General features: G+C 35.0%; 16 protein-coding genes. 7 read left to right on the plus strand and 9 right to left on the minus strand.

What is annotated here, in order from left to right; all coding sequences use genetic code 11:
- Nucleotides 1–172 precede the first annotated feature (172 nt).
- Entirely contained in the window at nucleotides 173–598 is a 426-nt protein-coding gene (locus tag BLQ19_RS07850) for an acyl-CoA thioesterase (protein ID WP_074537974.1), read from the plus strand.
- Here the strand turns inward: BLQ19_RS07850 and BLQ19_RS07855 are convergent.
- Genes BLQ19_RS07855 through ribD form a run of 4 tightly spaced genes read right to left on the minus strand, consistent with a single transcriptional unit; the run spans nucleotide 582 to nucleotide 3707 of the window.
- On the minus strand, nucleotides 582–1196 hold the full coding sequence (locus BLQ19_RS07855) for an IMPACT family protein (protein ID WP_074537975.1): 615 nt from the start codon (nucleotides 1194–1196) through the stop codon (nucleotides 582–584). The two genes, BLQ19_RS07850 and BLQ19_RS07855, sit on opposite strands and share 17 nt — an antisense overlap.
- The gene (locus BLQ19_RS07860) at nucleotides 1196–2059 is read right to left on the minus strand and encodes an EamA family transporter (RefSeq protein ID WP_074537976.1); all 864 of its coding nucleotides are present in this window, start codon (nucleotides 2057–2059) and stop codon (nucleotides 1196–1198) included. Before BLQ19_RS07860 ends, BLQ19_RS07855 begins: the two co-directional genes overlap by 1 nt.
- The gene (locus BLQ19_RS07865; RefSeq protein WP_074537977.1) at nucleotides 2060–2662 is read right to left on the minus strand and encodes an HAD family hydrolase; all 603 of its coding nucleotides are present in this window, start codon (nucleotides 2660–2662) and stop codon (nucleotides 2060–2062) included. It lies immediately after the preceding gene.
- Nucleotides 2655–3707 carry a bifunctional diaminohydroxyphosphoribosylaminopyrimidine deaminase/5-amino-6-(5-phosphoribosylamino)uracil reductase RibD gene (ribD, locus tag BLQ19_RS07870; RefSeq protein ID WP_074537978.1) on the minus strand — a complete coding sequence of 351 codons (1053 nt, stop codon included), beginning with the start codon at nucleotides 3705–3707 and terminating at the stop codon, nucleotides 2655–2657. Before ribD ends, BLQ19_RS07865 begins: the two co-directional genes overlap by 8 nt.
- Nucleotides 3708–3750: 43 nt before the next feature.
- On the opposite strand from ribD, the gene BLQ19_RS07875 reads away from it, so the two are divergent.
- From BLQ19_RS07875 to ligA, 3 genes are read left to right on the plus strand one after another with little or no spacing between them, the layout of a single operon-like run.
- On the plus strand, nucleotides 3751–4239 hold the full coding sequence (locus BLQ19_RS07875; protein WP_024481347.1) for a GNAT family N-acetyltransferase: 489 nt from the start codon (nucleotides 3751–3753) through the stop codon (nucleotides 4237–4239).
- A 5-nt stretch (nucleotides 4240–4244) separates the two neighbouring features.
- Nucleotides 4245–5096 carry a peptide chain release factor N(5)-glutamine methyltransferase gene (prmC, locus tag BLQ19_RS07880; RefSeq protein WP_074537979.1) on the plus strand — a complete coding sequence of 284 codons (852 nt, stop codon included), beginning with the start codon at nucleotides 4245–4247 and terminating at the stop codon, nucleotides 5094–5096.
- An 18-nt stretch (nucleotides 5097–5114) separates the two neighbouring features.
- A complete protein-coding gene (gene ligA / locus BLQ19_RS07885; RefSeq protein WP_024481345.1) occupies nucleotides 5115–7115 on the plus strand; it encodes an NAD-dependent DNA ligase LigA in 2001 nt (666 codons plus the stop codon).
- Between the two features lie 80 nt (nucleotides 7116–7195).
- On the opposite strand, the gene BLQ19_RS21030 is transcribed toward ligA, so the two are convergent.
- On the minus strand, nucleotides 7196–7363 hold the full coding sequence (locus tag BLQ19_RS21030; RefSeq protein ID WP_024481344.1) for a lmo0937 family membrane protein: 168 nt from the start codon (nucleotides 7361–7363) through the stop codon (nucleotides 7196–7198).
- Between the two features lie 207 nt (nucleotides 7364–7570).
- Between BLQ19_RS21030 and BLQ19_RS07890 the strand changes: the two genes are divergently transcribed.
- The 3 genes from BLQ19_RS07890 (at nucleotide 7571) to BLQ19_RS07900 (ending at nucleotide 10197) form a co-directional block, all read left to right on the plus strand.
- A complete protein-coding gene (locus BLQ19_RS07890) occupies nucleotides 7571–8575 on the plus strand; it encodes a sugar kinase (protein WP_024481343.1) in 1005 nt (334 codons plus the stop codon).
- A 90-nt stretch (nucleotides 8576–8665) separates the two neighbouring features.
- Nucleotides 8666–9904 carry a cation:proton antiporter gene (locus BLQ19_RS07895; protein WP_074537980.1) on the plus strand — a complete coding sequence of 413 codons (1239 nt, stop codon included), beginning with the start codon at nucleotides 8666–8668 and terminating at the stop codon, nucleotides 9902–9904.
- A complete protein-coding gene (locus tag BLQ19_RS07900; protein ID WP_074537981.1) occupies nucleotides 9901–10197 on the plus strand; it encodes a hypothetical protein in 297 nt (98 codons plus the stop codon). Before BLQ19_RS07895 ends, BLQ19_RS07900 begins: the two co-directional genes overlap by 4 nt.
- A gap of 55 nt (nucleotides 10198–10252) precedes the next feature.
- Here BLQ19_RS07900 and aqpZ read toward each other — a convergent pair whose 3' ends face one another.
- The 4 genes from aqpZ to BLQ19_RS07920 all read right to left on the minus strand — a co-directional run bounded on the left by aqpZ (nucleotide 10253) and on the right by BLQ19_RS07920 (nucleotide 12808).
- On the minus strand, nucleotides 10253–10951 hold the full coding sequence (aqpZ, locus tag BLQ19_RS07905) for an aquaporin Z (RefSeq protein ID WP_074537982.1): 699 nt from the start codon (nucleotides 10949–10951) through the stop codon (nucleotides 10253–10255).
- 158 nt (nucleotides 10952–11109) lie between these two features.
- Nucleotides 11110–11301, minus strand: coding sequence for a cold-shock protein (locus BLQ19_RS07910; protein WP_024481339.1), 192 nt, complete (start codon nucleotides 11299–11301; stop codon nucleotides 11110–11112).
- 138 nt (nucleotides 11302–11439) lie between these two features.
- A complete protein-coding gene (locus BLQ19_RS07915; protein ID WP_074537983.1) occupies nucleotides 11440–11886 on the minus strand; it encodes a GNAT family N-acetyltransferase in 447 nt (148 codons plus the stop codon).
- Between the two features lie 13 nt (nucleotides 11887–11899).
- Nucleotides 11900–12808 carry a bifunctional metallophosphatase/5'-nucleotidase gene (locus BLQ19_RS07920; RefSeq protein ID WP_074537984.1) on the minus strand — a complete coding sequence of 303 codons (909 nt, stop codon included), beginning with the start codon at nucleotides 12806–12808 and terminating at the stop codon, nucleotides 11900–11902.
- Between the last annotated feature and the right edge of the window lie 2 nt (nucleotides 12809–12810).

The following is a 12810-nucleotide window of genomic DNA, read 5'->3' on the forward strand; positions in this document are numbered from 1 at the left end:
GGCTTTCTAAACTGAAATCAGCGAATAATCTCCTCGCTTAATCGGATGACAAATATGTGAACAAAAAAACTAAAAAAAAAATTCATTAGTATTGAATTTTCGGTTTTTTTTTACCATGTTGCCCCTTCAAAGAAGTACAGCCTTTAAATATATAATTTTTACTTTTAAAATAATGGATATTAACAAAATTTCTTTTAGAGTTAGATATGGTGAAACAGATCAAATGGGAGTCGTATATCACGGCAACTATGCGCAGTATCTAGAGATGGGGCGTGTAGAGTTGTTACGCGGGTTAGGAATTTCTTACAAAGCACTAGAGGAAAGTGGTATTATCTTACCAGTTATTTCTTTAACTGTAAATTTTAAGAAATCTGCCTTGTATGATGATTTGATAACGGTGGTTACCAACTTAAAAAAAATACCGTCGGTGAAGATAGAATTTGACTATATGATTTTCAACGAGAAAAAGGAGTTGTTGGTCGAAGCTCATACCATTTTAGCATTTATAGATTCGAAAAAAAATAAGCCAATGAGATGTCCGGAAGATTTATTAGAAAAAATTTCTGAGTATTTAAATTCAGTTAAGAAACAGGTTTAATTTTAATGGTGTGCATATCTGAAAAAATACTATGTATTTTTTCTTCATCATCTTTTCGAACGGAAATCACAATTTTACAATCCAATTCCATCTTTTGAGAAACGATGGATAATTGTTCTTGTTTTATAATCCGCATCACTTTATCCATATCGGCGTATTCGAAAAATAATGCAAATTGTATTTGAATAATTTTCTCTATAATCTTAGCGTTCTCGAGAGCCATTTGTGCTCCAGTTTTGTAGGCGCTAATTAAGCCGCCTACACCTAGTTTTGTACCTCCGTAGATACGCGCAACCGCAACTAGTACATTCGTGATCTCAAAAGACTGTATTTGACCGTAAATAGGCATTCCTGCTGAATTATTTGGTTCCCCATCATCATTTGCTCTGTAATTAGGATTTTCTATTCCTAACTGCCAAGCATAGCAAACATGGCCTGCGGTATGATACCTCTTCTTTATTTCTTCGAGTAAAGGTTTCACATCGTCTTCAGATTGAATCGGAAATGCGTAACCGTAAAACTTACTTTTTTTCTCTTTAAAAAGAATTTCTTCGGATGGTTTTGAAAGTGTTTTGTAGGTGTCTGAGTGTGTTTCCATTAAAACAAAGCTACTAATATGATACTAATTACGGCCAATCCAATTCCAATCCAGTTCTTAGGAATCAATTTTTCCTTAAATAATAAAATTCCTAAAAGCGTTGAAAACAATACGGTTGCTACATTATTTATAGTAAAAATGGAAGAGCTGTCAGAGAAATCATTTTGTAAGGAACGTAGTAAAAAGTGCAGGGTTAAATAATTGAAAATCCCCAAAACAATTCCCCCCAAAATATTTCTGTAATTTATTTTTAGAGGTATTTTAAAAGACCGAATGAGGATAAAAAGCACACCAAATATGCCTGCGGAGGAAAATACAACTGTGCTAAACAAAGGAAATTCATGCTTGGGAACAAAGGTGGTTTGTATGTATTTTATACTAGTATCTACCAGCCCAGAACCTATAAATAACAGCAAGGGGAGTACTAGTGTTCCTGTTTTTACTGTAATGGTGCGGTTTTTTAGTGAAGAGAAATAAACGGCAATTAAAGCTAAAACAATTCCGATAATTTTGATACCCCCTAATTCTTCCTTGTAAAGCATTACGCCTGCAAGTACAGGAATGACTAAAGACATTTTTGAAGCTACAGAAGCTACGGAAACGCCTATTTCTTGTGAAGTCCTTGCCGTAATATAAAAAACGGTAATAAATAAAAACCCTAAACTAACCGTGGGTAAAAACCAGCTTTTCTCTGGTATTGAAGATAACTGAATGCTCTCTTCGTAAAAAAATGTAGAAAAAATACCTGCAACAAAATAGTTAGTGATAATAGCAAAAAGTGTCTGAACTTTATACGTGTTATAAAGTTTGAAAATCACAAATAGCGAACTAGAAAATAGTATGCATAATATTAAGTCTATCATTTACAACTTGGTTTTTAATTGTATAATATCTTCTTTTCCTACCAGTAAATTCCAACTTTTAATTCCCAAAGCTGCCGAAGCAGCTGTATTTTCCTGAGTATCATCTATGAAGAAAGTTTCTTCGGCAATAAGGTTGTTTTCATTTAGTACAAACTCATAGATGTCTTTGTTGGGTTTTCTAAGTTTAATTTCGTGAGAAAGGTAAAACTTTTCAAAGCAATCTTTAAATCTATTAAATTGAGCTTCGCCCATTGCGTTAATCACATACTCTATATGAATTTCATTTGTATTGCTCAATAAAAATAGGCGGTATTTTTTTTCTGCCGCTAATTGCTCCAAAAATAACAATCTGTTTTCTGGAAAATCAAGGAGGATACTATTCCAAGCATCTTTTAGTTCTTTGGGTGTAGCACTTGGGAAAATCTCATTTAACTTTAGAATGAAATTCTCAGAAGTCATTAAACCCATTTCGTAGGCTTTGAAAATGTCATCTAATTCAGGAGTAACTTCTATATAACCAACGTTTGCAAGAGCTTTAAAGACAGCAGGTTTGTCTAGGTTGATGAAAATGTCTCCAAAATCAAAAATGATGTTTTTAATCATTGTAATATAGGTTTAAAATGTCTTGGTCTAATGTGTTAGTCTCTTTTAAAGTACCGACGAGCGAAGGTGCCTTTATGCCGTTTTTGAACGTGGAATTTCCTACAAAAACACGAGCTTCATCCCATAGATTTTCGTCAATAAAAGTTTGTAAGGTGCGTTGGCCTCCTTCAATAAGGATGCTTTGTATATTTTGCAGGTATAGTGCTTCACAGATTTGTGCAGCTATCTCTTTAGAAAAATCAATCAAGAGGTACGCCGCATCAGGTTTGTATTTAGTTTCATCTGAAACAGCCGTAAATACAATCGTCTTTACGGTTTTGTCTAACACATGATAGCTAGCATCAATCTTTAAATTTCTATCTATTATTATGCGTATTGGGTTGCGTCCTGTCCAACTACGTACGTTTAATTTTGGATTATCGGCCAGTACGGTATTGGTGCCTACTAAAATAGCCTGTTCTTCTGCGCGCCATTGGTGTACAAGTTGTCTAGAATAAGGGTTGGTAATCCAAAAAGCTTGTTTTTCTTCTGCTCTTAAGTGGTGGGCTGGTGCTATAAAACCATCTCTAGTTTCTGCCCACTTTAAAATAAGATAAGGCCTTTTCTTTTTTTGAAATGTCAAAAAACGCTTATGATGTTCGCGACATTCTTTTTCTAAAACACCAACAGTTACTTGGCAGCCCGCATCTCTTAGTTTTTGTATACCTTGACCAGCAACTTTTTTATGAGGGTCTAACAGTCCAACCACCACATTTTTAATATGGTGCTTTAGGATTAAGTCCGCACAAGGGGGCGTTTTTCCGTAATGAGAACATGGCTCAAGCGTCACGTAAATAGTGGATTCGCTAAGTAGGCCTTTGTCTTTGACGGAGTTAATGGCATTTACTTCGGCATGAGAGCCTCCGTAAGGGCTGGTGTATCCTTCTCCAATAATTTTATTTTTATGAACAACAACGGCTCCAACCATTGGGTTAGGAGCTGTAGTGCCTAATCCGTTTTGGGCAATTTGAATGCAGCGTAAAATATAAAATTCATGTATCTTCACATCGCAAAAATAGGATATTAAATAGATATCGATTTAAGAAATTATGGGAAGTATTATAATTCGAGAAATTCAACAAAAAGATAATTCGGCTGTAGCAGAAGTTGTTAGGAAGGTGTTGGTAGATTTAGGAGTGCCAAAAGTAGGGACAGCTTATGAAGATAAGGCCTTGGATCATATGTTTGAGAATTATAATGTTCCAAAAGCTACCTATTTTGTGGTGGAAGAAAATGATAAGGTGATTGGTTGTTGTGGCGTTGCGCAATTAGAGAATTATGAAGGGAATGTATGTGAGCTTCAGAAAATGTACTTTTTAGAAGAAGCAAGAGGAAAAGGAGTAGGTAAACAGATGATTGATATTTGTATAGCGAGAGCGAAAGAATATGGTTTTGATAAAATGTATTTAGAAACCATGCCATTTATGAAGGCTGCACAAAAATTGTATCAGAAATCTGGCTTTGAATATTTAGAAGCTCCCATGGGGAATACAGGTCATTATTCTTGCCCTGTTTGGATGTTGAAAGACTTAAAATAACAAGAATGTTTTTAAAGGAAATTAAAAATATATTTCACCAAGAACTTGATGCTTTATATCAAAAAGATGAAGTAAATAGCTTTTTTTATATACTTATAGAACATTATCTAGGGTTGCAACGCTTTGTCCTAGCAATGGAGCCTCATCTAATTATAACTAAAGAAGAAGAGTCTCCATTGTTTGAAGCTTTGAGTAAATTAAGGCTTCAGGTACCTGTTCAGTATATTACTGGTAGCACAGAATTTATGGAGATGGAATTTATCGTGAATGAAGATGTGCTTATTCCAAGGCCAGAAACGGAAGAATTGGTGCGGTGGATTCTCGACGATATCAAAGACCATCAATCTAAATTAAAAATACTAGATATAGGTACAGGAAGTGGTTGTATACCTATTGCTTTAGCAAAGTACTTGCCAAATGCAGAAGTGTATTCATTAGATGTTTCAGAAAAAGCTATTGTAGTTGCTAAGCAAAACGCCGTTTTGAATAAAGTTTCTATTCAGTTTATAAAGGATAGTATTTTGGAAATAGCAACACTAGATGAAGATTTTGATATTATAGTATCAAACCCGCCTTATGTACGGGAACTAGAAAAGGCAGCAATGCATGAAAATGTACTAAAACATGAACCAGCATTGGCATTGTTTGTTGCAGATGATAATCCGTTAGTTTTTTATAATAAAATCACGGCTATTGCAGCTCATAACCTTGTAAAAAAAGGTAGTTTATATTTTGAGATTAATCAATATTTAGGGAAAGAAACAGAACTTCTTTTAGAAACTCATAATTTTTCTGATATTACACTGCGACAAGATGTATTTGGGAACGACCGAATGTTGAAAGGAATAAAGAATTAAAATAACCCATCTTTTTAAATGGATAGTAAGCAAAAAATAGAAGCACTAAGGTTAGCCCTTAGAGAACATAATTACAATTATTACGTACTAGATACACCAACGATATCTGATTATGATTTTGACATGCAATTAAAAGAATTGCAAGATTTGGAAGCGAAACACCCGGAGTTTTATGATGCTACATCGCCAAGCTTACGTGTGGGTGGTATGGTAACCAAAAACTTTAATACCGTGGTGCATGAGAGTCGCATGTATTCTTTAGATAACAGTTACTCCAAAGAGGATTTAGAAGATTGGGAAAAACGTATACAGCGTAATTTAGGAGATGTTCCTGTAGAATTTACGTGTGAGCTTAAATATGATGGGGCATCAATTAGTATCACTTATGAAAACGGACAGTTGGTTCGGGCATTGACACGTGGAGATGGTTTTCAAGGTGATGATGTGACTAATAATATAAAGACGATAAAATCTATTCCTTTACAATTAAAAGGCGATTATCCGCCTAAGTTTGATATTCGTGGTGAGATTGTTTTACCATTTGAAGGCTTTGCAAAAATGAATGCGGAACGTATAGAAAATGGGGAAGATCCATATATGAATCCAAGAAACACAGCCTCTGGGAGTTTAAAACTTCAAGACAGTGCGCTAGTGGCGCAACGGCCTTTAGAGTGTTTACTTTATGGCATTGTAGGAGAAAAAACCGGTATAGAATCTCAGTTTCAAATGTTAGAAAAGGCTAGGGTTTGGGGGTTTAAAGTGCCAACGGTTGCAAAGCTTTGTACATCTACAGATGAAGTAATGGCTTTTGTAGAATATTGGGATATTCATAGACATGAATTGCCGTATGAAACGGATGGGGTGGTAATAAAAGTAAATAACCTACAGCATCAAGAAGAGTTAGGGTATACCTCTAAATCTCCGCGTTGGGCCATGGCTTATAAATTTAAGGCAGAGCAGGTTTCCACTCTTTTAAATGAGATTACGTATCAAGTAGGTAGGACAGGAGCCATTACGCCAGTAGCTAATTTAGTCCCGGTTCTTTTAGCCGGAACTACGGTAAAAAGAGCTTCTCTACACAATGCTGATCAAATTGCAAAATTTGATATTCGTGAAGGAGATACCGTTTTTGTGGAAAAAGGAGGGGAAATTATTCCAAAAATTATAGGTGTAGATTTTGCACAAAGACCAGAAAATTCTGAACCAACAAAATATATAGAGCATTGCCCAGAATGTAATACGGTTTTAGAACGTACTGAGGGCGATGCAAAGCATTATTGCCCTAATTTCTACGGATGCCCTCCTCAAATAACAGGCAGAATTCAACATTACATTTCTCGTAAAGCAATGGATATTGAAGGTCTGGGAGGTGAAACGGTAGAGTTGCTTTATAAGGAGCAACTGATTAAAAATTATGCCGATTTATATACGCTAACCAAAGCGCAAGTAATGCCCCTAGAGCGTATGGCAGAGAAGTCTGCAGAGAATTTGATTAACGGAGTTAAAGCGTCTGTTAACATCCCTTTTGAACGTGTGCTTTTTGCATTAGGTATACGGTTTGTAGGTGAAACTGTGGCTAAAAAATTGGCGAAAGCTTACAAAAATATAGATGCTTTGAAAATTGCATCGGTAGAAGAGTTGGTGAAAGTTGATGAAATTGGAGAGCGTATTGCTACTAGTGTGGTTGAGTTTTTTCAAAATGAAACCAATCAGGAAACTATTGAGCGTTTAAAAAGTTATGGTGTTCAATTTGAATTATCTGCTGAAAAATTAGAAAACCAGACAGAAGAATTAAAAGGGCAAACCTTTGTGGTTTCTGGTGTTTTTGAAAAAGTAAGTAGGGATGAGCTTAAAAAACTTATTGAAGACAATGGAGGTAAAGTAGGGTCATCGGTATCTTCCAAAACTACTTTTTTAGTAGCCGGAGATAAAATGGGACCGAGTAAACGAACTAAAGCAGAAAATTTAGGGGTGGCCATTATCACAGAAGATGATTTTCTAGCCCTCTTGGATTCTTAAAGCTTAAATTATAGTAGAAATAGAAAAGTCAGTCTAAGTAAAGACTGACTTTTTTATTTATTTCCTTTTCACGGCAATTTTTATAATACTTTTCTTCCTGAAATTATATTGTAGAGAATTACAATTACTGCAATTACAATAAGAATATGAATTAAACTATTAGTTCCAATTCCAGGTACGACTCCTAACATTCCCAAAAGCCATACGATAATACAAATTACGGCTACTAACCAAAGAAGACCTCTCATAATGTGTTGTTTTTAAGTTATACCGCAAGGTACTTTTAGAGGCTAAACTTGAGTAACTTAAAAAATTAAATAACTAACTCAATTCATCTAGGGTTACATGGATGTGTTGTTATGAGTCAATTACGAGAACATTTGTTATTAATTCATCTTTTGTGTTAAAAAAGCCAATTTCTTATTTAATTTTACAATTCATCAAACGTTTTCGCAATGAGTCAAACAATAACTTTCGGAGAAGTACTAATGCGTTTATCGCCAGAAGGGAATAAAAAGTTTATACAATCTAATACGTTGGAATTTTATTTTGGAGGAACAGAGATTAATGTAGGGATTTCTATTGCTAACTTCGGTGGAAAAGTAAAACATATAAGCTGTATTTCTAACGATTTTATTGGAGATACTGCCATATCATACTTGAATAAATTTGATGTAGATACATCTTCTATCGTGCGTTCCAGTAGACCTTTGGGAGTTTATTTTCTTGAGGTGGGTGCGGTTATGAGACCTAGTTCCATTTCTTACAATAGATCTCATTCTTCATTTTCGGAAATTCAGCCGTCTATGGTAGATTGGGAATCTTCTTTAGAAAATGGCTCTTGGTTTCATTGGACTGGAATTACGCCAGCCTTATGCCAAGGAGGGTATGAAACGCTACGAGAAGGCTTAGTTTTAGCTAAAAAAAAGGGCATCACTATCACAGCAGATCCTACTTATAGAAGCGGTTTGTGGAAATATGGCAGCGATGCCAAAGAAATACTTTCAGAATTGTTGGAGTATTCTACCATTTTTATTGGAGGTATTAATGAGATGAATGAAGTTTTAGGAACTACATTTAATTATACCAATGAAGATTTTATTGCGGCAAGTAAACAACTAATGGAGCGTTTTCCTTCGATAGAGAAAGTTTTTGATAAAATTAGAACTTCTTTAAATTCTTCTTGGCACAAAATAAGAGCTAGAATGTGGAATGGAAAAGAGTTTAGGGAAACAGAAGACTTGGATATTACTCATATTGTAGACAGAATCGGTACAGGGGATGCTTTTGCTGCAGGATTAATTTATGGATTGCAAGAATTTGATGATTTTAAGGCGATGGAGTTTGCTAGCGCTGCTTGTGCTTTAAAGCATACGTATGAAGGGGATGTTAATTTTGCCACGGTAAAAGAGGTGATGGGCATCTTAGAAGGGAATACAACGGGTAGGTTTAACAGGTGATACTCGTATAAAAAGACTTTTTTGGTCTTTGGATTATAATTCTTTCTTGTTTTATCGCATTTTTGCAAAACATCTAAACCAAACTGATTTATGGATTATTTTGTAATTATAGCCATTTTAGTATTTCTATCGGCCTTATTTGGCTATATCAACGTTCGTTTTTTTAAACTCCCTAATACCATAGGGTTAATGTTGATTACTATTGTATTTACACTAGCGGTTTTTGGCTTGAGCTATTTTGACGATACCTTATTAAATGCGGAGAAGTATATCATCACTAAAATAGATTTTAAGTCCGTTTTGTTAGATGTGATGCTAAGTTTTTTGCTTTTTGCAGGGGCATTACATACCAATTTTGAACAATTAAAGGTCCAAAGAGGACCAATACTGCTCTTTTCCACCTTAGGAGTTTTAGTATCTACCTTTCTAGTAGGAACTGTGGTATTCTATCTGCTCCAACTATTGAGTTTAGATGTAGAATATGTACATTGTTTATTGTTTGGTGCTTTAATATCACCAACAGATCCTATTGCCGTACTCGGCATATTAAAAAAAGCAGGAGTACCTAAACAATTAGAAACCAAAATTGTTGGAGAATCGCTATTTAATGATGGAGTGGGAGTAGTAGTATTTTTAACTATTTATCAATTTGCAAGTCCGTCTACAGAAGCAATTACAGCTTTAGATGTCGTAGAATTATTTGGAGTAGAGGTAATTGGCGGAATCTTGTTAGGCTTATTTTTAGGGTGGGTTACTTACCGCTTAATGCGTTCTATAGATGATTATGATATTGAGGTCATCATCACTTTAGCGACGGTGATGGTAGGAACAGTTATTGCGCAAAAACTGCATTTGTCAGCGCCACTAGCAATGGTTACAGCAGGTTTGGTAGTTGGTAATGATACCTTACGTGATAGTTCTATGTCTGAAATAACAGAAACCTATGTCGATAAGTTCTGGGAATTAATAGATATTCTATTGAATACTTTATTGTTTGTTTTAATTGGGATGGAAATGTTGGTATTGACCTTTAATATCAATTATATATTAGCAGGGCTACTGGCAATACCAATTATATTAGTATGCCGTTATATATCTTTAGTGTTGCCCATACGGATTTTTGAAAAGAAACTAAACTTTGTGCCCAACACTAATTTAATAATGACTTGGGGAGGTTTAAGAGGAGGTATTTCTATAGCATTAGCCTTAGGATTATCGGATGAAATGAATAGAGATCTATTCTTGGTGATTACCTATGTTGTCGTGGTTTTCTCTATTGTTGCTCAAGGCTTAACCGTTGGTAAATTAGTAAAAAAACTAGCAAAATGATACCCGTAAACTACACAGATTTCACATATACTTTAGAAAATAAGGCTCCAGACAAGAATTGCCCTGAAGGATTAAAGGCCATGTGGTTTGATGCTAAAGGCGATTGGCAAAAATCTCATGCCATAGCGCAAGATTTAAATACTCCTTTAGGAAGTTTAATTCATGCTTATTTACATCGAAAGGAAGGTGATGAATTTAATGCAGGTTTTTGGTATCGGCAAGCAGGAGTACCTTATCCACAAGTAAGTTTAGAGGAAGAATTACAAGAAATTGTAGAAGAAATTTTAACATAAAAAGAGACCCATGTGTATTTGCATGGGTCTCTTTATTTTATGTAATTAGCTTCGTTTATTTATTCGGAGCTATAAATTTATAGAGTAGTCCTGCTAAAATAGCACCAACAATGGGTGCTACCCAAAACAACCATAATTGTCCAATAGCTTCCGTACCTACAAATAATGCTTGAGCAGTGCTTCTAGCAGGGTTTACAGAAGTATTTGTAACGGGAATACTAATTAAGTGAATTAATGTCAATGCTAGACCAATAGCTAGCCCTGCAAAACCAGGAGAGGCATTTTTGTGCGTAGCTCCTAAAATAACGATAAGAAACATAAAGGTCATAACAACTTCAGTTACTAAAGCAGCTGTCATGTTAAAAGTATGGCCATATTGCTCGACACCATAAAAGTTAGTCGCAAAGTCACCAGCTTGAGAATATCCAGTAAAGCCAGCCTGGTTGCTTACTATCAAATAGAGTATTCCTGCACCGGCAATACCCCCTAAAACTTGTGATATTATATAGGGGAGTAGCTCTTTGGCTTCGAAACGGCCACCAACCCAAAGTCCGATAGATACTGCGGGATTAAAGTGTCCGCCAGAAATATGACCCAGGGCATAGACACCAGTTAAAACGGTAAGTCCAAATGCTAAAGCAACGCCCACAAGGCCAATGCCAATTTCAGGGATACCAGCAGCTAGTACGGCACTACCGCACCCGCCTAAAACAAGCCAAAAGGTTCCAATAAACTCTGCAATAAGTTTTTTCATAATTAATGTGTTTAGTGATTTATATTAATTTGTTAATGGTTTTAACTTTGTCAAGGTACTCAAAAAGAAATAAAGAGGCTAACTGTTACGCTTTGCACATAAAAAAAGGTCCCATTCAAATTAATGAATGGGACCTTGTAAATTCTAGAAAGTATATATTATAGTACTCTTACGTTTACCGCATTTAAACCTTTCTTACCTTCTTCTAGATCGAATTCAACTACATCGCCTTCACGAATTTCATCGATTAATCCAGAAATGTGTACAAAGTGATCTCTGTCTACACCTTCTTCAGTGATAAAACCAAAACCTTTGGTGTCATTGAAGAATTTTACTGTTCCTTTACTCATGTTAAAAATTTAATTATTAATACTTTATCCTAATACAAAGATGATGCCAAAAAAATATAATTACAATCTACTTTAAGATTTTTTGGTATTTAAATTTGTTGCTTTAAGGGCAATCGATATTTTTTTTAGGGATGGCATTTAGAGAATTTTTTTAAAACAAATACTATTTTTTACATCGGTATAAGGGCCATAATTAGGTATGGTCGTGTATTTGTTTTTATGATAAAGCGCAACAGCTTCTACTTGCCTAGTACCTGTTTCTAAAATAATGGATATGTATTTTAATTCTCGACTCCATTGTTCGAGCTCCTTTAAAATTTTAGAAGCTAGGCCTTTTCCTCTGTATGCTGGCTTTACATACATTCGCTTAATTTCTACAGTAGCTTCGTCAAAGTGCTTGATAGCACCACAGCCTATTGCAAGATCATCCTCATAAACTACAAGAATGTTATCTAAATGATCTGTTCCATTAAATTGATTGTAAAAATCATGCTCATCTCCATCTATAATTTTAAGATAAGCATCTAAAGCTTCAATTAATTTTAAAAAATCTTTATTTGATGCATCTGTTCTTAGAAAAGTCATGCTATTGAGTTTTTTAAACCGTGATACTGATGCCGTCTACAGCCATATTTTTATGGCTATCTAAGTAGAAATCAATTCTGCCTAAATTGATGCCAAAACATCCTACTTGATTCACTAATATATCTTCTTGCAGACTGTTTTTTACAACAGTTGGTTTGTCTAGAAAGGTATGGGTATGGCCACCAATAATAAGATTGGTGTATTTTGTTTTTGCAGCTAATTTAAGATCGTCTGGTTTATCTGTGTCGTATTGGTATCCTAAGTGAGACAAGCATATAATGATATCGCAAGCCTCTTCTTCTTTGAGGATTCTTTCTGTGTCAGAAGCAATCTCATAGGGGTTTAAGTACGTTGTTTCCTTGAAAAGCCTTTTGGTAACTAGTCCGTCTAATTCTATTCCTAAACCGTAAACGCCAATTTTGATACCGTCTACAGTGTAGATATCGTAAGGTTTGGTAAAGCCTTGCATGGTGGTATTGGTGAAATCATAATTGGCACTAAGTAATTTAAATTTAGCGTGCGGTAGTTGCGCAAAAAGACCATCTATGCCATTGTCAAAATCGTGATTTCCTATAGTAGCAGCATCATACTTAAGCATGCTCATTAGTTTAAACTCTAATTCGCCACCATAAAAATTAAAATAAGGGGTTCCTTGAAATATATCTCCTGCATCAAAAAGTAAGGTATTAGGGTTTTCTCTTCGGATGTTATTTACTAAGGTTGCACGTTTAGCTAAGCCACCAAGACCAGGGAATTCAGAATGTGTACTTGGGAAGCTATCAATATGACTATGCACGTCATTAGTATGTAGAATGGTGATCTTCTTTTTTGTATCTACACCACAAGAATTTAGCGTCAAACCACCCAGTCCTATAAATGCAGATGTTGCTGTAGTATTGGTAATAAATTTTCTTCTATCCATGA

Source organism: Cellulophaga baltica (assembly GCF_900102165.1).
GTDB lineage: Bacteria > Bacteroidota > Bacteroidia > Flavobacteriales > Flavobacteriaceae > Cellulophaga > Cellulophaga baltica.

What these genes read in the sequence shown, in the direction of transcription:
- BLQ19_RS07875 (WP_024481347.1), top strand. Translation starts at nt 3,751, where the DNA reads ATGGGAAGTATTATAATTCGAGAAATTCAACAAAAAGATAATTCGGCT.
- BLQ19_RS07895 (WP_074537980.1), top strand. Translation starts at nt 8,666, where the DNA reads ATGGATTATTTTGTAATTATAGCCATTTTAGTATTTCTATCGGCCTTA.
- BLQ19_RS07865 (WP_074537977.1), bottom strand. Translation starts at nt 2,662, where the DNA reads ATGATTAAAAACATCATTTTTGATTTTGGAGACATTTTCATCAACCTA.
- BLQ19_RS07920 (WP_074537984.1), bottom strand. Translation starts at nt 12,808, where the DNA reads ATGGATAGAAGAAAATTTATTACCAATACTACAGCAACATCTGCATTT.
- BLQ19_RS07915 (WP_074537983.1), bottom strand. Translation starts at nt 11,886, where the DNA reads ATGACTTTTCTAAGAACAGATGCATCAAATAAAGATTTTTTAAAATTA.
- BLQ19_RS07855 (WP_074537975.1), bottom strand. Translation starts at nt 1,196, where the DNA reads ATGGAAACACACTCAGACACCTACAAAACACTTTCAAAACCATCCGAA.
- BLQ19_RS21030 (WP_024481344.1), bottom strand. Translation starts at nt 7,363, where the DNA reads ATGAGAGGTCTTCTTTGGTTAGTAGCCGTAATTTGTATTATCGTATGG.
- aqpZ (WP_074537982.1), bottom strand. Translation starts at nt 10,951, where the DNA reads ATGAAAAAACTTATTGCAGAGTTTATTGGAACCTTTTGGCTTGTTTTA.
- BLQ19_RS07910 (WP_024481339.1), bottom strand. Translation starts at nt 11,301, where the DNA reads ATGAGTAAAGGAACAGTAAAATTCTTCAATGACACCAAAGGTTTTGGT.
- BLQ19_RS07900 (WP_074537981.1), top strand. Translation starts at nt 9,901, where the DNA reads ATGATACCCGTAAACTACACAGATTTCACATATACTTTAGAAAATAAG.
- prmC (WP_074537979.1), top strand. Translation starts at nt 4,245, where the DNA reads ATGTTTTTAAAGGAAATTAAAAATATATTTCACCAAGAACTTGATGCT.
- BLQ19_RS07890 (WP_024481343.1), top strand. Translation starts at nt 7,571, where the DNA reads ATGAGTCAAACAATAACTTTCGGAGAAGTACTAATGCGTTTATCGCCA.
- BLQ19_RS07860 (WP_074537976.1), bottom strand. Translation starts at nt 2,059, where the DNA reads ATGATAGACTTAATATTATGCATACTATTTTCTAGTTCGCTATTTGTG.
- ligA (WP_024481345.1), top strand. Translation starts at nt 5,115, where the DNA reads ATGGATAGTAAGCAAAAAATAGAAGCACTAAGGTTAGCCCTTAGAGAA.
- BLQ19_RS07850 (WP_074537974.1), top strand. Translation starts at nt 173, where the DNA reads ATGGATATTAACAAAATTTCTTTTAGAGTTAGATATGGTGAAACAGAT.